Here is a 23,158-nt window from a genome sequence, read left to right as displayed (position 1 = left end):
CTCCTAATTTGTAATCCAGATCGTATTTTATTGTTTCCCGCAGATTACCTCACTAGCGCAAGTATTAGCGGGCATGGTTGCGGGTTGGTTGACTTGTACTTTTAGAATTTATATAGATAAGTTTTATCTTAGAGGTTGCTTTTGGAATACAAGTCATGCCATGGCTTAGGCCAGGTGCGCTAAGACTTGCGCCAGTAGGAGTTTAATTTCGTTTAAAGAAATGCCAAAGGCCCGATATGGGCCTTTGATAATCAATTAATTAATGCATTCGCAGTTATTCAGCAGCAGCTTCTGCATTAATCGACCCAATAGCTATTTCGGTCAACGCCTCGTCGGTAGCTTTTTCGTTTTCCAATGTCGCTGTTAAAAGTGCAGCAATATCATCGCGGCCCATATTCTGGGCAAAAACCCTTAAAGTGCCATAAGTGGCAATCTCGTAGTGTTCCACCTTTTGCGCCGCCAGAATCAGACCCGCATCACGGATCATGGTTCCCTTTTCAGTATCGGCAATAATACCATCCGCCTCTTCAAGCAAACCAGCCTTAGCATCGCATTTCTTTGCAACTGCTTTTTCATCCAACAACTCAAATACCTGCTCCAGGTTCGAAATATGTTCCTCAGTCTCTGTAGTATGCTTTTCGAATGCCGAAGCAAGTTCAGGACTGGTTGATGCCTTTTTCATTTTGGGCAGGGCCTTGGCCAGGTGTTTTTCTGCCCAGTAAATATCTTTTAACTCATCGACAAAGAATTCATGGAACTCCGAATCTTCAATCTTAGCATTTTTTGCCACTGTTGCTCCTGCAGCTTTCTCCGCTGTTTTTACTGTTTCCATAATTGTTTTTTTAAATAGGTAGATGTTAATAATAGAACCCTGCCTTTGCAGTAAAAGTTTTGATTATTTAAGTTAAACAACAACAGACTGTATTTGCGGATCATTTCTTGTGATAGATGTATTGAATAAGAAGCTATCGTTAATACCACTAAGCCCTCACTAGCGCAAGTCTTAGTGGAAAGGACAGTCGGGGTTGCTTGACTTGTGCTTTTAGAAATTTATTAGATAAGTTTTATCTTAGAGGTTGCTTTTGGAGCACAAGTCAGGCCATGCTTGAGCCAGGGGCGTTAAGACTTGCGCTAGATGGGAATCTTATAGTATCATGGCGTTCACGTAGATAGACTAGGTTTTGTTAAGTTTACTCCAGTTACAATAACAACTACAAAAATTATCAAAAGTAAATTAAGTATTTTTGGTATTGTTTTAAGAGATGAAGTAAAAGAAGTTACTAAACGTTCAGGAATAAAAACTGAAGAATTAGGGAGTGAAATTAACCCGAAAGACTATGTTCCAAAACCTTAAGATTGCATTTTGTTTTGCTGCTATAGCTATTATGTTTAGTTATTGTACCAATAAAAAAATCCTTCTAAAAAAGTAAATTGTTTATCAGAATTAATGATTTTCGCAGATACGTTAAATTTAGATACGAGCATTACTTTAGAGTCTCATTTTAAAACTTACAATAATCAAGCAATATCTGAATGTGCCTTAAATGAGTTTAGAAATAATAAACAGTTAAATAAAGCGGTAGCAAGTATTATACTTAAAATAAATTATTACTTCATTCAAAAAGGGTGGGGTAAAGATGAAGATTTATTGCCGCTTTATTCAATATCTCCGTTTTTGAATAAAATTTTGGACGAGGATATTTATATGCAAACTAAAAAAGAACGACAAGGCCAAGAGATTCAGATTTTGACTGCCTCATCCTTGGCGACTTTTGTCTTAAATGATAATACTCTTTCAAATGATAAGGAATTAATTTTATTAATTGAAAAATGTTATCCTAATCTTATAATAAAGAGGCATTCAAACCTTCACTAGCGCAAGTTTTTGCGTTTGGGTTATGGGTAATGACTTGTGCTTTAGAATAATCTTAGCCTGACCCTTGTGCCGGGCTTTTTACTTTTCCTGCCCTTCACTAGCGTAAGTCTTAGCGGGCATGCTGCGGGTTGGTTGACCTGTGCTTGTTAGAATTTATTGGATAAGTTTTATCTTGGAGATTGCTTTTGGAGCACAAGTCAGGTCACGGCTTAGGCAAGGAGTGCTAATACTTGCGCCAGTAGGTGCTTTCTGAAGATTACACTGATAGATGTTTCCATTAACTTTAATAATTCCATTTTAAATAGCCTTAATTTTTTTATCTTAGGTTAAACAAAAGCGATAATATCCCATTTTAGTCAATCTGGTTAAAAATCCATAAAACATCACAGCACCCCACCTTTATTCCACATTTGCTCCACGTTAAGGCCACCTTTTAGCCAGGTTTGCGCTATACCTGCTTAACCCTATGTTTAGTCCTGCTTTAGTTAAACATTGGTAAAAGCTTAGTGCTGTTGCCTCCCGCCCATACCACAGGTTTAGGTAGCTTTCGGTTGGTGGGTTAAGGTTGCCGGAGAAAAGGTTTAGAAACGATGGAGTAGATACCCACTTAAGCCCTGCAGCCTGTTACTCGTTGGTTGGGATTTGTAATCTAATCGTATTTGGGTTAGTTCCCGCAGATTACACTGATTGCGCAGATTGATGTTTCCTTAATCTTCAATTAGAAATTACTCCATCGATTATAAGGATTTGCAATCCCTTCTGTATTTGATCTTTGTAAGGATGTAATTTTTTTAGAGATGCTTCGCTGCGCTTAGACAAACCTAATATAAGAATCGTCATTTCGACTGAAGCCGGCCGGTTTTTCACCGGTGGCGGAGTGGAGAAATCTCCAGAGGCAGATTTCTCGACTACGTTGCACTACGCTCGAAATGACGACCTCTAGGGGCTGTCACTAATATTGATTTATTAAGAGTAAATTACCTTCTAACCAGTTAACCATTTAAAACCAAATTACCTCGATTCTAGCGGGTAGGCGAGGTCGCGTTTAACTTCGTTTACCACAAAGCTGCTATGCGATTTGAGTACATTTTCGAGTGTCATGAGGTCTCTGGTAATAAAACGGGTATATTCCTGCATGTCTCTAACCACAATTTTAAGCAGAAAATCATAATCACCAGTGGTATGGTAGCATTCCAGTACCTGCGGAAATACAGCTACTTTTTCCTGGAAATTAGTAAGGGCATTGCTGCTATGGTCCCTAAGGGTAACGTGCGAATAAGAAACCATCAGCTCTTTAAACTTTTCGCGGTTAATGATGGTAATGTTACCAGCTATAAAACCACGTTCGCGCATGCGGTTAATCCGCTCGTAAATGGTGCTTGGCGATTTGTGAAGCTTATAAGCCAGTTCCTTATAGTTTAAATCACCTTGCGTTTGTAGCAGCGATAAAATCTCGTAATCCAGCTTATCTAAAATATCGTCGTGCATGGCGCAGGCTTTTTTAGCGATTTAATTTGCGGTAAATAATCAGGTAAATTGATATTGCCGATTGAGCTTCCGGCATTGCAAACATAATAAGTTTATTTTTAACTCCCAATTCCGGAAACATTATTTGGAATTTGGTTTAGTGCGCATACAGGCTCAAAATTATGTTTGGCTTTTACGGTCGCTTCTCGAATAATCTTCGAACTAAAATCAATCGCAAGGAATTCTGTCCAACTCTTTCCAATTTTGTGTGATCAAAAACTAAAATAAACAAGCCTGCAGTTGGCTCCTTACCACCTGTATGCAAATCCCGGTATTTCAAAAAAAGAAGATGAATAAAGAAACAATATTAGTGATCGGAGCCTGTGGGCAGATTGGAAAAGAGCTGGTGGTTGCCCTGAGAGTGAAAAACGGACATGATAACGTAATTGCAGCAGATATTCTTCCACAAGAAAATTTACCAGCTGAAACTGCACCTTATGTTAAACTGAACGTTTTAGATGCCCAGGCACTTGAAGCTTTAATCGTTGACCAAAAAATTACCCAGATTTACCACCTTGCAGCAGTGCTTTCGGCAAAAGGAGAAAGCAATCCAACCCTGGCCTGGGATCTTAACATGAATAGCCTGCTAAGTGTATTGGATCTTTCGGTAAAACATAAAGTAAATAAAGTATTCTGGCCAAGCAGTATCGCTATTTTCGGACCAGATTCAGAGAAAATCAACTGCCCTCAGCAAGGTGTTACCGAGCCAACTACCGTATACGGAATTAGTAAGGCTGCAGGTGAGCATTGGTGTAAATACTATTTTGAAAAACACGGTCTGGATGTGCGCAGTTTGCGTTACCCCGGATTGATTAGCTATACCGGTGCTCCGGGTGGTGGTACTACCGATTATGCAGTTGATATTTTTCACCATGCAGTGCAATGCAAACCATATACCTGCTTTTTGAGCGAAGAAACGGCATTACCCATGATGTTTATGGAAGATGCAATTAACGCTACACTGCAGTTAATGGATGCTCCAGCAGAAAATGTTCACATCCGCACAGCTTATAACCTTGGTGCATTGAGCTTTACCCCACAAGAACTGGCTGCAGAAATTAAAAGCCATGTGCCTGATTTTGTGGTAAGTTATGCACCCGATTTCCGCCAGGCAATAGCCGACAGCTGGCCATCGAGCATTGATGACAGCGCTGCAAGAACGGATTGGGGCTGGAAACCGGCTTACGATTTAACAGCAATGACTGATGTGATGCTCGAAAACCTTTGGGTACTACAAACAGATTAATTTACCCAAGTGGTATTAAAATAATTAGCCCGTAAGGGTTGGTATGTAGGGAAAAACCCTATTTGTTTTTTTGTAAGTCATTTAAGGTGACTGAAATAGGTTTTAGTTAATAAGCGGTTGTTTCCGGATGGAGGCAATCGCTTTTTTGCTTCAGAAAAGCAGTACATTTGCCCGACTTAAACACACCATGTTTAAATTTTAGTTGCTATGAGTATGAATGCCCCGAAGGTTAAAGGATATGTATGTGCGCTGGTATCGGCGGTAACTTATGGATTAATACCACTTTTTATTCTGCCGTTAAAGGCCATGCATTTTTCGATGGATGTAACCCTTTTCTACAGGTTTTTTATTTCTGCAGGAATCATGTTAATGCTGTTGAGGTATAAAAAAGAGCATTTAAAATCGACTGCGAAGGAAATTGGGATATTTCTGGTGCTTGGTATATTGTTTAGCTTGAGCTCCGATTCCCTCTTTCTGGCTTACGACTATTTATCGGCGGGGATTGCTTCAACCATTCTTTTTGTCTTCCCCGTAATGGTGGCCATTATCCTGGCTGTTTTTTTTAAGGAAAAAATCAGTACAGTAATGCTGCTTTCGATGGCAATAACCTTAGCTGGGGTATACCTGTTAAGTGGAGCCTCAGCAGCTGGCGTTAATTTTGCAGGACTTAGTCTGGCCCTAGGGAGCGCACTGGCTTATGCGCTGTATATTGTTATGGTAAACAAATCAAATCTTAAAGCATCAGGAGTTAAAATCACCTTTTATTCCCTGCTTTTCTCAGCATTGTATTATCTCATTAAATCATTGGTAGCAAAAGAATCGCTGGCGATACCAGATTTAGCTATTCTGCTCCATATTTCGTTATTTGGACTTATTACGTCGGTTATTTCTATTACCACATTGGTTTATGCCATTGGGTATATCGGCTCTACACCAACAGCTATTCTGGGGGCATTAGAGCCGGTAGTGGCCGTAACAATTAGTGTAACGCTTTTTGGCGAAAAGCTAACCTATGCCCTGCTAATTGGCGGCGTATTGATCCTGGCCGGGGTTTTAGTAAGTATTGTGTTTTCGAAACATGAAGAAGCACCTGACGAACTGCCTGCCCTGTAAGTGATTTTTTAAACTAGAGGATGCTAATCAGATTTTTGATTTGAATTTCTTAATTTTGTGTTATGGCAACCAAAATAGAGCGATCGGTATCCGAATTTAATAATGACCTGAAATTAAAGGGCTTTAATGTATGGGAGATAGAAAGTGATAGCAATGCCACCAAAATCTACAGCAGAAAAGATTTTTATAAAATTTGCCTCACTACCGGCAAGAGCATTATTCATTATGCCGATCGTAGTTTCGAACAGGAAGGTACAGTTTTGTTTTTTGGCAATCCACATATCCCTTATTCCTGGGAAACGCTTTCTACAACTTATGTGGGGTACACGGTGTTGTTTTCGGAGGATTTTCTGGGGCAATCAGAACGTTTAGAAAGCTTGCAACAATCGCCTTTTTTCAAAATTGGTGGTACTCCCGTACTTAAAATTAGCGAAGCGCAGCGGTTGTTCCTGAACAGTATCTTTCAGAAGATGATGGAAGAGCAGCAGACAGACTACCATTACAAAGACGAGCTGATTCGTAATTATATCTACCTGATTATTCATGAGGCACTTAAATTGCAGCCTTCAGAACATTTCGACCAACATAAAAATGCATTGAGCCGCATTACTTCTGTTTTTCTCGAGCTTTTAGAACGCCAGTTCCCTGTAGAGACTGCCGGGCGCCCGCTAACCTTGAAAACTGCTAACGATTATGCCAACGAGTTGGCTATTCATGTCAACTACCTTAACAAGGCAGTGAAAGAAACCACAGGCAAATCAACCACAACGCATATTGCCGAACGCATTTCTCGCGAAGCAAAAGCGTTATTGCAGCATACCGATTGGAACGTTGCCGAAATTGCCTATGCGCTGGGCTTTGAATATCCTACCTACTTTAATAATTTTTTCAAAAAAAACACCGGAAGTAATCCTGGTGCATTTCGGGAAGCTATGGTTTGAATTTCTTAACCATTGGTTTGAAAACCTTTATCCTGCAGGTTCTGTTTAGCGGAACTTTGCGGTATGAAAAATATCTTTGAAAGATTAAAGTCGGGAGAGCTGGTGCAGCTCAACGATCCCGAATTTCAACAAATAGACGAAATTGTTTCGCGTACATTGGCACTTGTACCAGCTTTAAATGCTGCAACCAGTACCAATGAGGTTAGGAACAAGCTTAGCGAAATTATTGTTTCGGATGTAGATCATAGCACTACTGTATTTGCACCTTTCTATACCAATTTTGGCCAATTCATTAACCTAGGTAAAAATGTATTTATCAATCACGCCTGTTCTTTTCTTGATATGGGTGGCATTACGCTTGAAGATGATGTGCTGATTGGGCCAAAAGTGAACCTGATTACCGAAAATCACCCAATAGATCCGCTAAATCGCCGTGGTATGCTGTGCCAGCCCATTTTAATTAAGCGCAATGCCTGGATTGGCGCAGGTGCGACTATTTTGCCCGGAGTAACCATAGGCGAAAATGCTGTTGTGGCCGCCGGGGCAGTGGTAAGCAAAAATGTTGACGATAATACGGTAGTGGCAGGTATCCCGGCTAAAGTAATTAAACAAATCCATTAAATATGAAAAAGACAATATACATCGCGGCTATTTTGCTGGGCTTTGGAAGCCAGCTATTTGCCCAAACAGCTAAACAAGATAAAGTAAAACAAATGCAACAAACATCAAAAAAAGATCAATATACTTTTACATTGAGTGATCTGGTGACAAGGAAGAAGGTAAGTTTTAAAAACAGATATGGTATCACTTTGATTGGCGATTTGTACTTGCCTAAAAGACGTGGCAAGGAAGCATTACAAGCGCTGGCCATAAGCGGCCCATTTGGTGCAGTAAAAGAGCAGTCGTCTGGTTTGTATGCCCAGAGCATGGCCGAACGAGGCTTTGCATCGCTAGCTTTCGATCCTTCGTACACAGGTGAGAGTGGCGGAGCGCCACGTAATGTTGCATCGCCCGATATTAATACCGAAGATTTTAGTGCAGCAGTAGATTATCTTGGTCTGCAGACTTTTGTGGATAGAAACCGCATTGGCGTAATTGGAATTTGTGGTTGGGCAGGCATGGCGCTAAACGCTGCTGCTGTAGATAAACGCATAAAAGCTGTGGCCACCACGAGTATGTACGATATGTCCCGCGTAATGGCAAAAGGTTATTATGATAAACTTACCGCAGAAGAACGCACAAAAATGCTGGAGCAAATGAGCCGGCAACGTTGGGAAGATGCCAGAAAAGGTACACCGGCGCCATCATTAAATAATTTACCTGAAAAACTGCAGGGTAATGAGCCACAATTTGTTGTAGACTATTTTAACTATTATAAAACAGCCCGCGGTTTTCATCCCCGTTCTATCAATTCGAATGCCGCATGGACAGCAACCAATGCGCTTTCGTTTATGAATATGCCCTTATTAAATTATATTAAAGAAATTGCCCCACGTGCGGTGCTGTTAATTGCCGGAGAAAAAGCACATTCGCGTTATTTCAGTGAAGATGCATTCAAGGCAGCTGCAGAGCCTAAAGAACTAATAATTATTCCCGGGGCCAGCCACGTTGATTTGTACGATCAGCTAAACATCATTCCTTTTGATAAACTAACAGCTTTTTTTAAAAACAATCTAAAATAGCATGGTAATGGATACAAAAGACATTAATTTTAGCTAATGTGGTTTAAGCATTATTAATTTAAATAAAAGAAAATGGAAATTACAAGAATAGGGTCAAAAGCCTCCGTTAAAGGCCCTAACGACTGGTTTACCGGAGCGGTAAGGATAGATCCGTTGTTTGATGCCAATGGTTCGAGAAGGGCTGCAGCAGCAAGTGTAACCTTTGAGGCGGGAGCAAGAACAGCCTGGCATACGCATCCACTTGGACAAACACTAATTGTTACTGCTGGTTGCGGCTGGGTTCAGCGCGAAGGTGGCGCTGTAGAAACCATATATCCAGGCGATGTAGTTTGGTTTGAAGCAAACGAAAAGCACTGGCATGGCGCATCTGCCAACACAGGAATGACGCATATTGCCATTCAGGAAAATCTGGATGGAAAGGTGGTAGATTGGTTGGAGAAAGTTACGGATGCGCAATATAGTGCGCAGGAAGGTGCATAGATAAAGCTAGCTGTTGATGAAGCACATAATCGATTCTATTTCAGGGATAGAATCGATTTTTTTCTATCAGCTTTTTTAGTGGATGAAAGCTAAACAATTGCTATTGGCAGTGCCGATTTGCTGTAATTGGCCAGAATAATCCCTTTGGTGGTGGTTTTACGCGCTGTTAAAGTAAAATCCGCGGGTAGTGCGTCGCTATCAAACAGTTTTTTGCCTTTACCAAGCATCAGCGGATATATTTTTAAACGTAGCTCATCAACCAGATCATGTTTAAATAACAATTGAACAAGTTTGCTGCTACCCCAAACCTGAATGTCGGCACCTGCTGAGTTTTTAATTTTTCTAATATCATCCAGGTTTTCGATAAACACAGTGTTTTCCCAATCCGATTCTTTTCTGGTGCCTGTAAGGACGTATTTAATGCCGCTGTTAATCCCTGGCCAGAAATCGCCATGTTCGGGCCAATAATTTTCCCAGATATCGAACGTCTTTCGGCCCAAAAGATAATCTACACGCTGTTCGAGCTCTTTTTTAACTTCAATAGCATTCAGCTCGTCGCTGTATTTCATTGCCCAGCCTCCGTATTTAAAACCGTTGGATGTATCTTCCTCTGGTCCGCCCGGAGCCTGCATTACGCCATCCAGGCTTATCATGGCCAACACAATTATTTTTCTCATGAGTTCTGCTTTTTGTTGAGTATAAATTTCGCAAAAAAAATACCGTACGGGCTGTAAACATTATGACAAGTTTAGTGGGGTGATGCGACAGCTTTAATTGAGCGCTGTTTTTGCGCTTAAAGCATTTCGGCATCTTTTCTTTCCAGTTATGTGTAAAAGATTACCGCACAAAATGAGTTGTATTCGTGCTGATACGGTAACACCCAAAGTTGTTTTTTGTACAGCCTTGCATTTTATTGGCTAACATCCCCCTTACCCGATTGTTTACCGGCTGTAGGTGTTATGCTTATTACAATTTTGCCTGCTTAATCAATCGGGCTAAAAAAGATAGGTTGTATAAATCAGTCCCTGAAAAACATGTGCAAATTTCTGTTCAGCTTTACACCCTGGTACGCAACCTTGTATTTAAAGTGGTTACGCTCTGGGTATTATCGATAACTTGTTGTAAAAAAGCTATGAAAACATTTAGATTAACAGTAGGTATCCTGGTGGTGATGCTTTCGGGATGTATGAAAGATCACGGATCAGTGGAGACGATTAAAAATAGTATAGTTACCTTTAAAATCGGCGGATTAAGTCATGAGGTAGGGCAGACTAATACCGGCTTTCAAACCGAGCCCATGGCTGCTTTTATCAGGCAGCTAACAGTAATTGCCTATAACACACAAACCGGCGCCGAAGTTACCCGCAAAACACAACTGGCTACCAGTGCGGCCTTTGGTCAGGTAAGCTTCGAATTGCCTAACGGAACTTATAATTTTGTTGCGGTCGGGTCGCAAGGCGAATTTGGGATCAATCAATTTTATGAAGGCGACAAAGACAAACCTGTTTTTCTTCCCTATGCTGAGGCTAATTTTCAATATTGGCAGCCATCATGGTCATTTCAGGATAAGTACTATAAGACTTCAGATACTTTCTTTGCCAAGATGGTTGGAACAGCCATTAATAAGAACCAAATGGTTGAAATAATTATGGAAAGAATTGTGGGGCTACTGAATGTAATTGTAACGGATCTGCCTGTGTACAGTATCGATCTTACCAGTGAGTATTCGGGCTTTAAATTCGATACTGCAGTTCCCTACAGTACAATCGAGAACGACTTTGCCTCCGGATGGAAACAAAGTAAAAATGGCCCCATCAGCTATTATATTCTTAAAAACCAAACGCCTGTTCGTGTACATATTGGCGCAGGTGGCGAGAGAAGTATCGCGGTTACGGTTCCAAAAAACAAACGCACAACGGTAAGTATTCAATCGGCTACAATGGCCTTTACTACAGTTACCGAATAGTATATGTCATCATAAGTCACAAACGGGCGGTGGAGACACCGCCCAATGAACATGCTGGAGATGGGTGTCGCTATCCACCTGATAGGATTGTGAATTTTTTATTGACTTCTAAAAGGTTCGAAGTTGTTTTTCCAGGTCCTCGCGAAAGTTACGGCCAATTGGGATTTGCTGACCGTTTAAGAAAATACTGTTGCGATCGAGTTGCTGCACTTTTTGCAGGTTAACGATAAAAGATTTGTGCACGCGTAAGAAGCGGTCGGATGGAAAAAGATCTTGCATCACTTTGATAGAGCCTTTTAACAATATTTTTTTTGCCGGCGTATGGATAATGGCATAATCTTTCAAACCCTGGATATGCGTTACTTCGCTGAATTGGAGTTTTATACGTTGCACACCGCTTTTAACAAAGATAAAATCATTGGTGTTTTCAGCATTTTCATCCAAATGGCTATGTTCTTTGAGTGCCAGCAGTTCGCGCGCTTTGGCTATAGCTTGCTCAAAGCGGTTAAATGCAATGGGTTTCAATAAAAAATCAATAACGCCCAGCTCGTAACCTTCAAAAGCATAGTTGCGGTAAGCAGTGGTAAAAATGGTTAATGGCCGGTTAGGCAGTCGTTTCAGAAACTCGATTCCACTCATTTCAGGCATTTCAATATCCAGTAACAAAAGTTGGGTTCCTGCGCCTTTTAAGTCGGTTAAAGCAGCCATCGCGTTAGGGAAAAGCAATACTTGTCCAATGCCAGGCAGTCTTTTTAAATAGCCTTCCAGTACTTCACGGGCCAGCGGCTCATCGTCTACTACAGCAATTTTCAATAGTGTTTCCATCACAGTTCAATTATCAATAAAGCACTAAAACGGCTTGGCTCATCCACTAGTTGTAAATCGTGCTTGCCCGGGTATAACAGTTCGAGGCGTTTGCGCAGGTTGCTGAGCCCAATACCTCCTTTGGAGGGCAATGCAGGTGTAAGTGTTTTGGTGTTTTCTACCTGTACGGTTAAAGTTGATTCATTAAATGCAATAAGAATATGCAGCTCGCTGTCGGTTGTTTGCCTGCTCATTCCATGTTTAAAGGCATTTTCTACCAGGGGCAATAAAAGCAGCGGCGCAATGGTTAGTCCTGGTGGTATTTTAGCCGTGTTGAATGTAATTATGGCCTCTGTACCGAAACGCAGCCGTTCAAGTGCTACATAATTTTGCAAATACTCCAGTTCCTTATCAAGCAATACGCTGTCATCATTACTATCGTATAGCATATATTCCATCATGGATGATAGCTTCAGTACCACATCTGGTGCCAGCTCCGATTTTTTAAGGGTAAGTGCATAAAGGTTATTAAGGATATTGAACAGGAAATGCGGATTTACCTGTGCGCGTAAGAAATCTACTTCGGCGTTTAATTTTTCGACCGTAATGCGTTGAATGAGTAATTGCTGACTATACCAATCGATACTTAATTTGAGGGAAAGCATAAGCCCCAGGTACCATAAGGTGCTGAAAAAGTTATAGGTAAGCGATTCGTACATGTTGCTGCGATACAGCGGGCCAACAATATAACCGTATAAATACCAATCGTACAGGCTTTGTATAATGAGGTAAGCCAGCACCGAAAGTAAAATGGAGGCTGTATAAGCACCATATCTCTTTTTGGTGAGGTATTTGGGTAAAAAAAGGCGCAAATTCAGGTAAGCAATAACCATTAACAGGAAGACCCTTACACTTACGCAAGCCAAAAAATAAGGCAGGTTGGCTTTATAGAGCAAATATTTCTTCTCGTAAAGAAAAAAACCGGTAACCAGTATCCAGTAAGCGGTGTAAATCAGTGTTTTTTTATTGAAGAATCTGCTCATGGTCAAAGGAACTTAAAAAGGCCGGATGGACAAAGAAATGTCGACAAACGACTTAAATAATAGAGGAAGATACACATAAAAATACGCTTGTCGATTAGATTGGTCGTTACTCTACTATTTTTTAGCGGTGTTTGCTGAACGCCTAACTTGGTGTTAAATCAAAAAATAAACGATATGAAAAAGTTATTAGTTTGTGCTTTCCTGGTTGTTGCACTGGGAAGTTTAAGTTTTACCACCAGGTTTGGGTTAGATGGTTATGAGATATTCCTCAATAACAAATCGGTGCTCAAACAGTACATTAACCAGCCATTAAATTTAAGGGTATTGAATTTAGATCAGGCTAAAGAAACAGACCAGTTACGCATTGTTTACAAGCACTGCCGCCTGGATAATGGTACCGGTACCGGACGAGGTATTGCACTTAAAGATCAAGCTGGTACAATATTGCACCAATGGAGTTTTACCGATGCCGGCCAGATGACCATTTTGGTAAAAGATTTGCGCCAGGCAGAAAAGAAAAGTGGTAAAAACAAGCTCAGCCTGTATTACACTGCCCATGAACTGGAAAAAGGTGAAATGCTGGCTATGATTAGTTTAAAATAAATGATAATGATACAGCTTACTGTATAACCATGCACATTAGCGGGCCAACGGCTGTATAATGTTGTGTTAGTTTATACAATATACGCTACAATGTAGTTACAGGCTGTTGAAATGAGGAAGCAGCTACTATCTTTGAAACACAATCGCCTCACTCGATTGAAACAAATTTTGTCTGCTCCAGTGAAGTTTCACTGGAGTGGTTTTTTTTATGGCTACTGGTTTTTTAGCTAAGAGACAATAAGTTTGTGATGCTTAGCCTGCCGGATAAGGTAGCCTGAAAAGGCTGTTGGGTTTAAGGTAAACCACTTTGCGATCGGCACTGATTATAATATTGAACCGTTTAAGTAACTCCCCACCAATTATACTCATTTTTTGACGGCCAATAGCACCTTTAAAAAATCCTGCAGGTATTGAATCCAATGTGTTTTGTCCCATCAATAAACCTGGCAATATTGCCTTTTTTACCGTAAGGATATTTCCAAAAGAATCTTTCAGGTCTTTTTCACTAATGATTTTAAGTTTTTGATCCAGCTGGTTGTTATTGGTAAAGCTATCATCAAAAAGTACTGCGCCTGCATATCCCGAATGCACCAGAAAGGGGAGGCTAAGCAGTTCTGTGCCAATTTTACAAGTGGCGTTAATGAATAGCATATCGTCTTGGTATTTAGCATCGAGCTTTGAATAACCATTTAACTTTGCAGGTAAATTGCTGCTGATGGTGATTATTTTGCGGTCGAAATCAATATCGATAACCTGACCTGCAAAAAGCTCCGGGCCGAATTTACCACCAGTTCCGGGACCAGAATTCAGGTTTTCCCACAATGGAGTATGTTCCCATTTTGTTTTGCCAATTTGCAGCAGGTTGTCTTTGCTGTAACGAGAACTGTTTTCGCCACCGCCCCAGCTTTTTACAGTATCAGCACCTTCAAAACGCAGGCTTTTCATCTTTGCAATGGCCTCGCTGGTAAGCGTAAGCGAATTTGCGGCCGTATGGAACATGAGTGAAACGGTATCCTTGCCGTTAATAAGGGCGCTAATAGTAATATTGTTTTGGCTGGTTAGTTTGAATGGAATGGTGTATGTTTTTTGGGTAGGAGCCTGCGCAATGGCAAAGCTGTTGTGAATAACCCAAAACGATAAAATTAGCAATAGCTGTGTGAGGTTTTTTGTTGTTCGCATTTTCATTATGCTAATGTAGTAATTTCAGGTAAATGGATGCAGCAGTTTATCTTAAAATTGCCATCAGTAAAGCCTGTAAAAAAAAGAACCTCACTGCAAAAATCAGTGAGGTTCTTTTAAGGTCAATAAAGCATTATTACTTCAGTTGTACTTCCGCTAAAACGGGAAAATGATCAGAAGGGAATTTTCCAAAGTAAGTGTCTGTTAAAATACCCCATTTGCTGGCGGTAAATTGGTCGCTCATAAAAATATGGTCGATAACCGATTTGCCACGGGGAATTCTAAAACCATTGGATGATGAATTATTGGCATAAGGAAATTTCACCTTGCTGTGTACATCAACCAATTGATTAGAGGTAGCTATGGTTTTGTACCATTCGCTGTCTCTGCCGCCGTTAAAGTCGCCCGTTAGCAAAACAGGTTTATTGCCGGCGATTTCAGTTATCTTTTTCAAAATCAGTTTACTGCTTTCGCGGCGGGCAATTACTCCCTGATGGTCGTAGTGCACATTAAAGGCGTAGAATTGGTTTTTAGTTTTCAGATCTTCCAGATAAACCCAGCTGCAAATTCTGTTGCAGCAGGTTACGTCCCAGCCTTTGCCAGGCACATCTGGTGTTTCTGATAACCAGAAATCGCCACTTTTTAGCATTTTAAACCTGTCTTTTTTGTAATAAATTGCCGAGTGCTCTCCGGCTTCTTTTCCATCATCGCGGCCTTTTCCGTACCGTGCATATTCAGGTAAGGCGGCGCTAATATCATCAAGCTGGTTTTTTAAACCTTCTTGTACACCAAGGATATCAAACCCGTGAAAGCGGATTAAATTCGAGACGATAGGCGCACGGTCAACCCAGAGATTACCCGAATCGCGCGGGTTATCGTAGCGAATATTGAAAGTGCCGATGGTGATTTGCTGAGCTTTAAGCCCAACCGATACTAAAGAAAAAAGCGCTGCAGCGAGCCATATTTTTATTTTCATCTGTTTGTGATTTAAATAGCGTGTAGGGCTTATTCCCAGCCTTTGTTTTGTTTAAGATTTGGGTTTTTCTGTAGATCGGCCAATGGGATCGGGTAGTAGTAGTTACGCTCATTCCATTTACGTGGAATTTCTTTCATCCACGTTAATTCGCCAGAACTACCATTTTTAAGTAACTGAGAGTTTACTGCTGCACCAATATTGGCCGAAACATCTACATAAGTTACACCCGATACAGCCGGCGACGGACGTGTTCCCTGATAAAAGGCAACATCAAGAATTCCGTCTTCATTCAAATCCATAGGGGTATTCAATGTGGGTACGTAAAAACCATTCCATTCCTGCTCCATTAAAGGTCCGCGTTTCCAGCGCAGCAGATCGGCAAAGCGCAAACCTTCCAGGCTAAGCTCTATACCGCGCTCTCTTCTGATTTCGAGTAAAGTGGCATCAGATATCCCCGGGAAATAGTTAGTCACCAGATAGGGATCTGCTACAGTCGGTTTAGTGGTTAATCCGCCTGTAATGCCTGCTCTTGCCCTGAGTGCACCTACGGTAAGCGCCCAGTCTGCATCACTTAAAGTCCCCAGTTCGGCCTTCGCTTCTGCATAGTTTAACAATACTTCGGCATAGCGGAATAAAGAGATAGCATTTGTGTTTAAAGCACCTGCATCAAAATAAATATCATCCAATGTCCATTTAATAGGCTGGTATCCGGTAAAGGTGTAAGAGAAAACAGGAGGTGCCGGTACCTGCTGACCACTGCTAATGCGCTTATAATCGCCTAAACGTATGGTTTGCTTCAGTCTCAGATCTCTGTTTTTAACCTCATCCTTAAATAACATGGTTTTATAGGCCGCATCATTGGTATAAGGCGTTCCATCAAGCTTTAAATAAGTATTGATAAAAGTACGGGTAAAACTTGCTTTTGCGCCGTATGTTCCACTTGTCCACCACCAGTTGGCTTCATTGAGTACGCCTAGATTGATGTCGGCCACGGCAGCTTGTAAAACCTCGTTGGCCATTGGCGTATTGCTAGTAAACACCTGACGATATGAAACACCAGGGCCACCAGCTGTATTTAAGGAATAACCTCCTTTTTTTATAATTTCATCAGCAGCTGATGCAGCATCTTCCAGCCATTTGCCGGCTGTAGCCGAAAGGCTTAAATCAGTATGGTATTTACGGAAAGTTCCTTCAAAAAGGCATAGTCTCGATTTAAAGGCATAAGCTACCCATTTGGTAATGGTTGTACGGCTGGCATCGTTGGTATTGCTAATGTTTGCACAGGCAAAATTAATGTCGGCCAGTACCGAATCCATAACCAGTTCCCGTTTATCTCTGCCTGCGTTTAGGGCCGGATCATCGATATTCAGGGGTTTTCCGATCCAGGGCACATCTCCAAAACGTTTCACCTTTTCCATGTAGAAGTAGGCCCTGAAATAACGGGCAATACCAAGGTAGTTGTTGCGTACTGCTGCCGGAACAGCAGGGTTTTTACAGTTTTCGATAAAATAATTGATGTTTCTGAGGTCACGCCAGGTCCAGCCAGAGCTGTTATTGGCTGCAAAGCCGCCTTCACGGATAAAATCAGGAACAGATTTTACAGCCAGGTAATCAGACATGGCATCCTGACTGGTTGAGTTCTTAGGCAGGAAATCCATACCATAAAATGAATTGGTGTAGAGTTTAAGCCCGTTTTCTGTTCCGAAAACCGCATCCTTTGTTGCACTTGATTCGGGCTTTTGATCAAGTTTTTTACAGGCTGCCAAAGCCAGGCAGGCCAGTAAGATATAGATATAATATTTTTTCATCTTCATTTTTTTATCAAGCTATTTATAATCCAATGTTCAATCCTAAAGAGTAGCTCTTCATCAAAGGATAATTGTAACCATCTCCGTTTGTGCTGCCGGCGTTTAAATCCTGATCGGAAGGCACAGCATTTTCAACATCGATAGTATGTTTAACTATTTTATACATTGGCGAATAGGTAAACAGGTTCTCGCCTGAGAAAAATATTTTGGCACTGCGAACACCTATACGGTTTATCCATTTGCCCGGCAAAGCGTAACCAAACTGCAGGTTTTTCATGCGGAGATAGGCCACGTTTTGCAGGTAACGCGTTTGCGCCACACCCAAAGTACGGTTGGTATTGCTTGATGCTGCTCTCGACATCGTTCTGGGGAAATAAGCATCGGTATTGTCCGGTGTCCACATATTGCCCAGATGGAAGGTTGGTATATTGTTGTACGGCCTGTTGTACTGGCCCCAGAACATTTCTGTTTCGGTGCTCGGGTACCACTGCTGTTTGCCAACTCCCTGAAAGAAAACAGAGAAAGAAAAATTATGCCAGTCGGCGCCAAGGCTTACACCATACAGATATCTCGGAGCAGAATTTCCGATAATTCTCCGGTCGCCTGATCTGCCTACCTTGTTTTCGCCCACATTGATAAAGCCATCGCCGTTAAGGTCTTTTAGTTTAATATCGCCAGGGAACCATTTACCGGTGGGCGAGGCTCTCATTTGCGGATCTTGTTTAGCATGCGAAGCAATGTCTGCATCATCAATAAAGAAGCCTTCGGTTTCGTAGCCCCATATTTCGCCCAGTGTTTGTCCTTCGTAATAATCGCTCAGTAATTTATCGGGGTTATTGTACTTATCTATTTTTGTTTTGCTATCCGATAAGGTCAACCTTACATTGTAATTGAAAGGCTTCGATTTACCGATTTTATCGTTCCAGGTTAACGAAAGCTCCCAGCCACGGGTAGTTAAGTTGGCATAATTTCCTTTGGGTACATCAGCTCCGAAAACAGCAGGTGGAGTAAGTCCAAAAGTAAACATATCAGTCGTTTTGCGGATGTACGCATCGCCGGTAAAGCTTAACCTGCCTGAAAGCATGGTTAAATCAAGACCAAAGTTGCTGGTGGTCGAAGTTTCCCAGGTTAATCCATCGGGAAGAACATTCGGGATACGGGTGGTTTGTGGTCTAACGCCGTTTAAAATAACGCCCGACTGGCTGATGTTAAAGATTTCCTGAAAGGCATAAGATGCGATGTTACCGTTTCCAAGTGAGCCATAAGAAGCCCTTAATTTTAAATCAGAGATCAACCTATCAGAAACATGCCAAAACGGCTCTTTATTGATCCTCCATCCGGCCGAAACAGAAGGGAAGAAGCCATAACGCTGATCGGCAGGGAATTTAGATGAACCATCATAACGCGCATTAACTTCTAAAAGGTAACGGTCTTTAAAAGCATAATTTAACCTCGAGAAACCACCCAGGATAGCCCATTGTTCGTAACCACCACCAGTAGTAATAGATTGGCCAAGTGCCAGGTTCAAATCTGTAGCATCTTCGAAAATAATTCCGTTTCGCTGTACTGCAATACGGTTATAGGTAGATTGTTCGTAGTTGTAACCCGCCATAGCTTTCAGGTAATGGTCGGTACCAAACCTGTTTTCGTATTCGGCGTAAATGTTGGTTGCCAGATACTGGGTTTCGCGCTGATCGAACAAAAGATCGTTGGTGGTGGTACCAACATAGGCTGTAACCCCGCGGGTATTGCTGTATGGAACCTGAACTCTTTTTTGCTCAATGTTGTTATTGGTATTGCGGAAGGTAAAATCGGCATTTACCCTAAACTTGTTGTTAAAGAAATTAGTTCTCAAACCTGTTATATTTCTAAAAACCTGACGACGGGTATCAATCCCGTTTTTTCCATAAATAAAATCGCCCACGGTATAAGCTGCAGCAAAAGTTAACGAACCATCCGGGTTGAAAATTGGCATGGTAGGCTTACCCTCGTCGGCAATATTTCTCCATATTCCACCTCCCTCACCAACGTTGATCGGGTTGTGGTAATTCATAACCGAGTAATCGGCGTTATTTTCAATGCTTAACCACGGAAAAACCTGTACAGATCCTCTTGCACGGATGTTTTTCATGTCGTAATCGTCGGTGTTGTACCTAAATAGCCCGTCCTGATTAAGGAAACGCCCCGATACCAGAAACGATGCCTTATCGCCACCGCCACTTACCGAAAGGTTATTTTCTGTGGCTGCCGTATTTTTCTTGTACAGCTCGGCATAGTAATCCGTACTTCCATAATAGGTGTACTCGCCTGTGGTCGGGTTTATCTCTATCTGGTTGTAAGGCTGACCCGATTCCGATCTTTTTTTGAATTCATCGAGATAGGCCTGCGAAAATTTCTGTGTTTTATTTGCATTCTGCGGGAAAGCACCATCGCCGTTTACAAATGCCTCAGCAAACATCTTAGCCCATGTATAGCCGTCGGTTACGAAATCAGGAACCTGTAATGGGGTTTTAATGGCGTAATTGCTTGAAAATGCTACACTGGTACGACCTTTTTCGGCTTTTTTAGTGGTAATAAGCACCACACCAAATACCCCTCTTGCACCATAAATGGCTGCCGATGCGGCATCTTTAAGAATAGATACACTTTCTACATCGTTGGGATTGAGTAAGCTTGGATCGCCTTCAAAGCCATCAATTAGAATTAAAGCACTACCACCTTGTCCGATAGAAGTAGTACCACGGATATTGTAACTTGGCGATTGCGTAGGCTTCCCATCCATCATTTTTAAATTCAGGTTGGGAAGTAAGCCTTGTAAACCTTGTGTAAGGTTGGTAATGGGTCTGTTTTCGAGTTTTTTCGCAGTAATCTGATCTACAGCACCCGTGGCGTTTTCTCTTTTCTGGGTTCCGTAACCCACAACAAGCACCTCATTTAAACTTCCCGATTCACCTTTTAGGGTTATATTTAAAGGAGCGTTTTCGCTTGCTTTTACCTGCACTTTACCCAAAGTAACGGTGGTGTACGAGATAAAACTGATTTGGATGGTATAAGTGCCCGTTGGAACGATTAATTTAAAGCTTCCATCCGGATTGCTTTGCGCAACTTTGTTTAACTCTTTTACGAGGATACTGGCGCCGGGAAGGGGATCTCCCTTCTCATCAACCACCTTTCCACTAATTGTTCCTTGTTCCTGATTTTTTAAAGCAGCAGGAAGATTGGGTAGATTCGCCATGGCTATGGCAGGTGCGCCAGGTACTGCGGTAAGCAATGCAGTTGCCGAAGCAAACAGCACCGACCTCAGCATGGCTGTTAAGTTTTTTTTCATTAGCTTAATAATTAGTTTTGAAACTAAAGCGTTTTAGCTAGTTTCTATGGTTCCTTTAATGGCGCAAAGCTAGAGGGCTTATATAAACCCAATATTAATTTACTTTAACTATTGAGGATTGTTTTTGATGGCGTTTGCCTTGTTTTTACAAGAATGGCGGGATTTTGATGCAAAAGGCAATAGGTTTTATGTTCGCGGGCTGGAAAGCGCAAAAATTAAATAACTTGTAAGGTGTTTTTTAGGTGTTAGATGGAAAATAGGGCGTTATTGTGATGAATCTGGTAGGGAAAAATAAGCTTATTTAATTTTGCTAACCAATACCAGGTCGGTAATGGTTACTCCATCCTTATCCGGAGAATCATAGCGTTTTAAACTTAGAGTATTAAAGCCACTTTGCCCAAGGGCTTTGGTTAAATAATCTTCGCGATGATAGTGTACGTACACCCGGTCGCCAGTACTGGATATTTGGTATCTCGACTTGTTATTTTCATCTTCCTCCATGGTGCTTAAATAGAAAACACCAGCTGGTTTTAATAAAGCGGATACATTTACAATTAAATCAATAGCTTCTTCGGGTGTTAAATAGGGCAGGCAAAAGCCACAGGTAATCGCGTCAAATTTTTGATTAAGAGTAGCGATTTCACGGCAGTCCATGAGCTGAAATTGTGCTGTTGGGTTGTTGATTTGGGCAAGTTCTAGCATGTTTGGGGAAAGATCAATTCCCAAAATCCGGTATGCAGGTTTCAGATTAAGCAAATATTTGCTAATGTTTCCGGGACCACAGGCGATATCCAGTATGTTGGCATCTTCGGGCGTAATGTTGTCGCAAAACACTTTAAATGGCTCAGCATACAAGCTAACATTCATAAACTTTTGGGCATATATTTTAGCCGATTTATCAAAAGCCTCTTCAGGTTTTACTGTTTTCATCATCATCTTTATTTAGCATACCATATTTGCACCCATTAATATAAAGTTATGAAAAATAGCAGGATAACTACCTTAGCTGGAACGTTAAATCCAAGTGAATGATAGCAAGTTAACCACGTAAAAAAGAATGTCAGAATCTTTTTGTGCGGGTATGTTTATCTGCTTCGCACATTGCTAATGATTCGGTGCGCATCTGCAGCAACGGTCGCTGCTCTGGCTATTTAGCAAATTTACCCATGAGCATTTTGCTCATTGTAAAGACCTGGGCGCACAAAAAGATGTGTACCCAGGTTTTTTGATAAGCGATATCATTATAGTCTGTTGAAGAATGCGTGTGGTTACATGCCGTCTGAGCGCATGGCGTAAACTAGTTTTACGTGCCTGAAAGCATTTGTTTCGCTCCATTCATTATCGTAGTTTAAACCGTATGGCCAAAAATGACCACCTCCTGTATGTATGGCGCCACTGGTACCGTCAAAAATTTTAACCAGTGCCACGGTATTGGTGCCCAGAAAATCACCGGTTGAGGTATTGGTTGTCCACCCGCCACTAAGGCCTACGCCATAGGTATGCGCAATTTCGTGCATAGCAGTACGAACGTTTTGGTAGCTGGTATTTGCACCAAAGCGGATGTTGCCGTTTGTGCTGCCATCGGCAGTAGCTACACCAGTATTATATTGTACAGTAAGGGTGCGCGAAGGCCAGTTGCCACCTGCGTTGTACCTGGCGCAGGCATCGTTCATGGCATTGGTAATGCGAGTTACCACATCTGCTGGTACGCCTGTGCTGTTTAGCGTCCAGTTTAACTGACCACCAGCATTAACCGTTAATAACGACCATTGCTGGTTTTCGCCTCCCCAGTAAGTCCATTGGTCTACATTTGCGCCATTATCAATAGATTGGCCGGCTACATCAAGGTCTTTGCCACTGTTCCGATTAATAATGCGGTAGTAACCATTGCCAATGGAGGTAAATTGCCATTGCTGATTATTGGCGCCTGTATTGGTAGAAATGTTTACATTATCACCATCTGCAGTGCCAGCTAGGTCTACCTGAAGCGCTTTTGTGCTATGTACACCAATAATCGAATAATAGCCACCCGAAAGCGAGGTTAAAGTCCATTTTTGGTTGGTGCCGCCAGTACCTGCATATTGAGAAACATTAGAACCATCTGCGGTTTGAAATGCACCTACATCGAGTACCTTTCCGCTTTTGCGGTTTACAATATAGAAAGTACCATTAGCCACGGTAAGTTGTGGTTCGTTAGGTGGTATTGCTGCCAGTTTGCCCTTTAAAGAAAGGGATGATGTAGTTGCATCCGGAAGATTGTCTTTTCTACAGCTGCCCGAAAAGAGGACGATGCCAAGCATAAATACACTGAGTAAGCGTAGGATAGAAGGTTTAGTTTTCATAATGTTGAGTAGGGTTGAGTGAACATGCATATGGAATGTTCGTTTGGTTAATTTAAAGAAGGCATATGCCTCCGGTTAAACGGAGTCCTTCTATGCTTATCAATAAGACTATAATGACAGTTTAGGGGATTTTATAGTAGCCAAATGTTCAAGCTGAATAATTGAGGCTATTAATAATAGGTTTAAAGTTCAGTCGGTTGTTTGCAAGAGATTTTTGCGCATCATTTAGGTTTTTCATAGGTGC

Annotated in this window: 20 protein-coding genes; 9 read left to right on the top strand and 11 right to left on the bottom strand. The window is 41.5% G+C overall.

The window, feature by feature from the left end; all coding sequences use genetic code 11:
• Positions 1 to 274: 274 nt before the first annotated feature.
• Positions 275 to 832 (bottom strand): ferritin-like domain-containing protein, encoded by a 558-nt coding sequence (locus tag DBR40_RS14360; RefSeq protein ID WP_124560434.1) that lies wholly within the window; start codon positions 830 to 832, stop codon positions 275 to 277.
• A 615-nt stretch (positions 833 to 1,447) separates the two neighbouring features.
• On the opposite strand from DBR40_RS14360, the gene DBR40_RS14355 reads away from it, so the two are divergent.
• Complete coding sequence (locus DBR40_RS14355) at positions 1,448 to 1,876, top strand: hypothetical protein (RefSeq protein ID WP_124560433.1); 429 nt, start codon at positions 1,448 to 1,450, stop codon at positions 1,874 to 1,876.
• Positions 1,877 to 2,887: 1,011 nt separating this feature from the next.
• On the opposite strand, the gene DBR40_RS14350 is transcribed toward DBR40_RS14355, so the two are convergent.
• Entirely contained in the window at positions 2,888 to 3,364 is a 477-nt protein-coding gene (locus tag DBR40_RS14350; RefSeq protein ID WP_124560432.1) for an Lrp/AsnC family transcriptional regulator, read from the bottom strand.
• A 328-nt stretch (positions 3,365 to 3,692) separates the two neighbouring features.
• Between DBR40_RS14350 and DBR40_RS14345 the strand changes: the two genes are divergently transcribed.
• The 6 genes from DBR40_RS14345 to DBR40_RS14320 all read left to right on the top strand — a co-directional run bounded on the left by DBR40_RS14345 (position 3,693) and on the right by DBR40_RS14320 (position 8,865).
• A complete protein-coding gene (locus DBR40_RS14345; protein WP_124560431.1) occupies positions 3,693 to 4,649 on the top strand; it encodes an NAD-dependent epimerase/dehydratase family protein in 957 nt (318 codons plus the stop codon).
• Positions 4,650 to 4,856: 207 nt separating this feature from the next.
• Complete coding sequence (locus DBR40_RS14340; protein ID WP_199748348.1) at positions 4,857 to 5,762, top strand: EamA family transporter; 906 nt, start codon at positions 4,857 to 4,859, stop codon at positions 5,760 to 5,762.
• A gap of 62 nt (positions 5,763 to 5,824) precedes the next feature.
• Positions 5,825 to 6,703 (top strand): helix-turn-helix domain-containing protein, encoded by an 879-nt coding sequence (locus tag DBR40_RS14335; RefSeq protein ID WP_124560430.1) that lies wholly within the window; start codon positions 5,825 to 5,827, stop codon positions 6,701 to 6,703.
• Between the two features lie 63 nt (positions 6,704 to 6,766).
• Positions 6,767 to 7,324: a DapH/DapD/GlmU-related protein gene (locus tag DBR40_RS14330; protein ID WP_124560429.1), complete on the top strand. Its 558-nt coding sequence runs from the start codon at positions 6,767 to 6,769 to the stop codon at positions 7,322 to 7,324.
• A gap of 2 nt (positions 7,325 to 7,326) precedes the next feature.
• Positions 7,327 to 8,385: an alpha/beta hydrolase gene (locus DBR40_RS14325; protein WP_124560428.1), complete on the top strand. Its 1,059-nt coding sequence runs from the start codon at positions 7,327 to 7,329 to the stop codon at positions 8,383 to 8,385.
• 72 nt (positions 8,386 to 8,457) lie between these two features.
• The gene (locus DBR40_RS14320) at positions 8,458 to 8,865 is read left to right on the top strand and encodes a cupin domain-containing protein (RefSeq protein WP_124560427.1); all 408 of its coding nucleotides are present in this window, start codon (positions 8,458 to 8,460) and stop codon (positions 8,863 to 8,865) included.
• 89 nt (positions 8,866 to 8,954) lie between these two features.
• On the opposite strand, the gene DBR40_RS14315 is transcribed toward DBR40_RS14320, so the two are convergent.
• Positions 8,955 to 9,542, bottom strand: a complete 588-nt coding sequence (locus DBR40_RS14315) for a dihydrofolate reductase family protein (protein WP_124560426.1) — start codon at positions 9,540 to 9,542, stop codon at positions 8,955 to 8,957.
• Positions 9,543 to 9,997: 455 nt separating this feature from the next.
• Between DBR40_RS14315 and DBR40_RS14310 the strand changes: the two genes are divergently transcribed.
• Positions 9,998 to 10,831, top strand: coding sequence for a FimB/Mfa2 family fimbrial subunit (locus tag DBR40_RS14310; RefSeq protein ID WP_124560425.1), 834 nt, complete (start codon positions 9,998 to 10,000; stop codon positions 10,829 to 10,831).
• Positions 10,832 to 10,939: 108 nt separating this feature from the next.
• On the opposite strand, the gene DBR40_RS14305 is transcribed toward DBR40_RS14310, so the two are convergent.
• Positions 10,940 to 11,656 (bottom strand): LytR/AlgR family response regulator transcription factor, encoded by a 717-nt coding sequence (locus DBR40_RS14305; RefSeq protein WP_124560424.1) that lies wholly within the window; start codon positions 11,654 to 11,656, stop codon positions 10,940 to 10,942.
• A complete protein-coding gene (locus DBR40_RS14300) occupies positions 11,656 to 12,678 on the bottom strand; it encodes a sensor histidine kinase (RefSeq protein WP_124560423.1) in 1,023 nt (340 codons plus the stop codon). The genes DBR40_RS14305 and DBR40_RS14300 overlap by 1 nt, the downstream gene beginning before the upstream one ends.
• A 174-nt stretch (positions 12,679 to 12,852) precedes the next feature.
• Here DBR40_RS14300 and DBR40_RS14295 point away from each other — a divergent pair, with 174 nt between their 5' ends.
• On the top strand, positions 12,853 to 13,281 hold the full coding sequence (locus DBR40_RS14295) for a hypothetical protein (protein WP_124560422.1): 429 nt from the start codon (positions 12,853 to 12,855) through the stop codon (positions 13,279 to 13,281).
• A gap of 252 nt (positions 13,282 to 13,533) precedes the next feature.
• Here the strand turns inward: DBR40_RS14295 and DBR40_RS14290 are convergent, their stop codons facing one another.
• The 6 genes from DBR40_RS14290 to DBR40_RS14265 all read right to left on the bottom strand — a co-directional run bounded on the left by DBR40_RS14290 (position 13,534) and on the right by DBR40_RS14265 (position 22,914).
• On the bottom strand, positions 13,534 to 14,460 hold the full coding sequence (locus tag DBR40_RS14290) for a hypothetical protein (RefSeq protein ID WP_124560421.1): 927 nt from the start codon (positions 14,458 to 14,460) through the stop codon (positions 13,534 to 13,536).
• A gap of 136 nt (positions 14,461 to 14,596) precedes the next feature.
• Positions 14,597 to 15,436, bottom strand: a complete 840-nt coding sequence (locus tag DBR40_RS14285; protein ID WP_124560420.1) for an endonuclease/exonuclease/phosphatase family protein — start codon at positions 15,434 to 15,436, stop codon at positions 14,597 to 14,599.
• Between the two features lie 29 nt (positions 15,437 to 15,465).
• Positions 15,466 to 17,244 (bottom strand): RagB/SusD family nutrient uptake outer membrane protein, encoded by a 1,779-nt coding sequence (locus DBR40_RS14280; protein ID WP_124560419.1) that lies wholly within the window; start codon positions 17,242 to 17,244, stop codon positions 15,466 to 15,468.
• A gap of 22 nt (positions 17,245 to 17,266) precedes the next feature.
• Positions 17,267 to 20,572, bottom strand: a complete 3,306-nt coding sequence (locus tag DBR40_RS14275; RefSeq protein ID WP_199748347.1) for a SusC/RagA family TonB-linked outer membrane protein — start codon at positions 20,570 to 20,572, stop codon at positions 17,267 to 17,269.
• 297 nt (positions 20,573 to 20,869) lie between these two features.
• On the bottom strand, positions 20,870 to 21,502 hold the full coding sequence (locus tag DBR40_RS14270; RefSeq protein ID WP_158674054.1) for a class I SAM-dependent DNA methyltransferase: 633 nt from the start codon (positions 21,500 to 21,502) through the stop codon (positions 20,870 to 20,872).
• A gap of 338 nt (positions 21,503 to 21,840) precedes the next feature.
• Positions 21,841 to 22,914 carry an RICIN domain-containing protein gene (locus tag DBR40_RS14265; RefSeq protein ID WP_158674053.1) on the bottom strand — a complete coding sequence of 358 codons (1,074 nt, stop codon included), beginning with the start codon at positions 22,912 to 22,914 and terminating at the stop codon, positions 21,841 to 21,843.
• Positions 22,915 to 23,158: the final 244 nt, after the last annotated feature.

The organism is Pedobacter sp. KBW01, from assembly GCF_003852395.1.
Classification (GTDB): Bacteria; Bacteroidota; Bacteroidia; order Sphingobacteriales; family Sphingobacteriaceae; genus Pedobacter.
Note: the sequence above shows the minus strand (reverse complement) of the source record. Positions and strands in the feature narration are given on the sequence as shown.

Excerpts from the sequence above, each read along its gene's own strand:
- DBR40_RS14310 (WP_124560425.1), top strand. The coding sequence starts at position 9,998 with ATGAAAACATTTAGATTAACAGTAGGTATCCTGGTGGTGATGCTTTCG.
- DBR40_RS14285 (WP_124560420.1), bottom strand. The coding sequence starts at position 15,436 with ATGAAAATAAAAATATGGCTCGCTGCAGCGCTTTTTTCTTTAGTATCG.
- DBR40_RS14275 (WP_199748347.1), bottom strand. The coding sequence starts at position 20,572 with ATGAAAAAAAACTTAACAGCCATGCTGAGGTCGGTGCTGTTTGCTTCG.
- DBR40_RS14265 (WP_158674053.1), bottom strand. The coding sequence starts at position 22,914 with ATGAAAACTAAACCTTCTATCCTACGCTTACTCAGTGTATTTATGCTT.
- DBR40_RS14335 (WP_124560430.1), top strand. The coding sequence starts at position 5,825 with ATGGCAACCAAAATAGAGCGATCGGTATCCGAATTTAATAATGACCTG.
- DBR40_RS14330 (WP_124560429.1), top strand. The coding sequence starts at position 6,767 with ATGAAAAATATCTTTGAAAGATTAAAGTCGGGAGAGCTGGTGCAGCTC.
- DBR40_RS14290 (WP_124560421.1), bottom strand. The coding sequence starts at position 14,460 with ATGCGAACAACAAAAAACCTCACACAGCTATTGCTAATTTTATCGTTT.
- DBR40_RS14315 (WP_124560426.1), bottom strand. The coding sequence starts at position 9,542 with ATGAGAAAAATAATTGTGTTGGCCATGATAAGCCTGGATGGCGTAATG.
- DBR40_RS14355 (WP_124560433.1), top strand. The coding sequence starts at position 1,448 with ATGATTTTCGCAGATACGTTAAATTTAGATACGAGCATTACTTTAGAG.
- DBR40_RS14345 (WP_124560431.1), top strand. The coding sequence starts at position 3,693 with ATGAATAAAGAAACAATATTAGTGATCGGAGCCTGTGGGCAGATTGGA.
- DBR40_RS14300 (WP_124560423.1), bottom strand. The coding sequence starts at position 12,678 with ATGAGCAGATTCTTCAATAAAAAAACACTGATTTACACCGCTTACTGG.
- DBR40_RS14295 (WP_124560422.1), top strand. The coding sequence starts at position 12,853 with ATGAAAAAGTTATTAGTTTGTGCTTTCCTGGTTGTTGCACTGGGAAGT.
- DBR40_RS14360 (WP_124560434.1), bottom strand. The coding sequence starts at position 832 with ATGGAAACAGTAAAAACAGCGGAGAAAGCTGCAGGAGCAACAGTGGCA.
- DBR40_RS14280 (WP_124560419.1), bottom strand. The coding sequence starts at position 17,244 with ATGAAAAAATATTATATCTATATCTTACTGGCCTGCCTGGCTTTGGCA.
- DBR40_RS14340 (WP_199748348.1), top strand. The coding sequence starts at position 4,857 with ATGAGTATGAATGCCCCGAAGGTTAAAGGATATGTATGTGCGCTGGTA.
- DBR40_RS14320 (WP_124560427.1), top strand. The coding sequence starts at position 8,458 with ATGGAAATTACAAGAATAGGGTCAAAAGCCTCCGTTAAAGGCCCTAAC.
- DBR40_RS14270 (WP_158674054.1), bottom strand. The coding sequence starts at position 21,502 with ATGAAAACAGTAAAACCTGAAGAGGCTTTTGATAAATCGGCTAAAATA.
- DBR40_RS14325 (WP_124560428.1), top strand. The coding sequence starts at position 7,327 with ATGAAAAAGACAATATACATCGCGGCTATTTTGCTGGGCTTTGGAAGC.
- DBR40_RS14350 (WP_124560432.1), bottom strand. The coding sequence starts at position 3,364 with ATGCACGACGATATTTTAGATAAGCTGGATTACGAGATTTTATCGCTG.
- DBR40_RS14305 (WP_124560424.1), bottom strand. The coding sequence starts at position 11,656 with ATGGAAACACTATTGAAAATTGCTGTAGTAGACGATGAGCCGCTGGCC.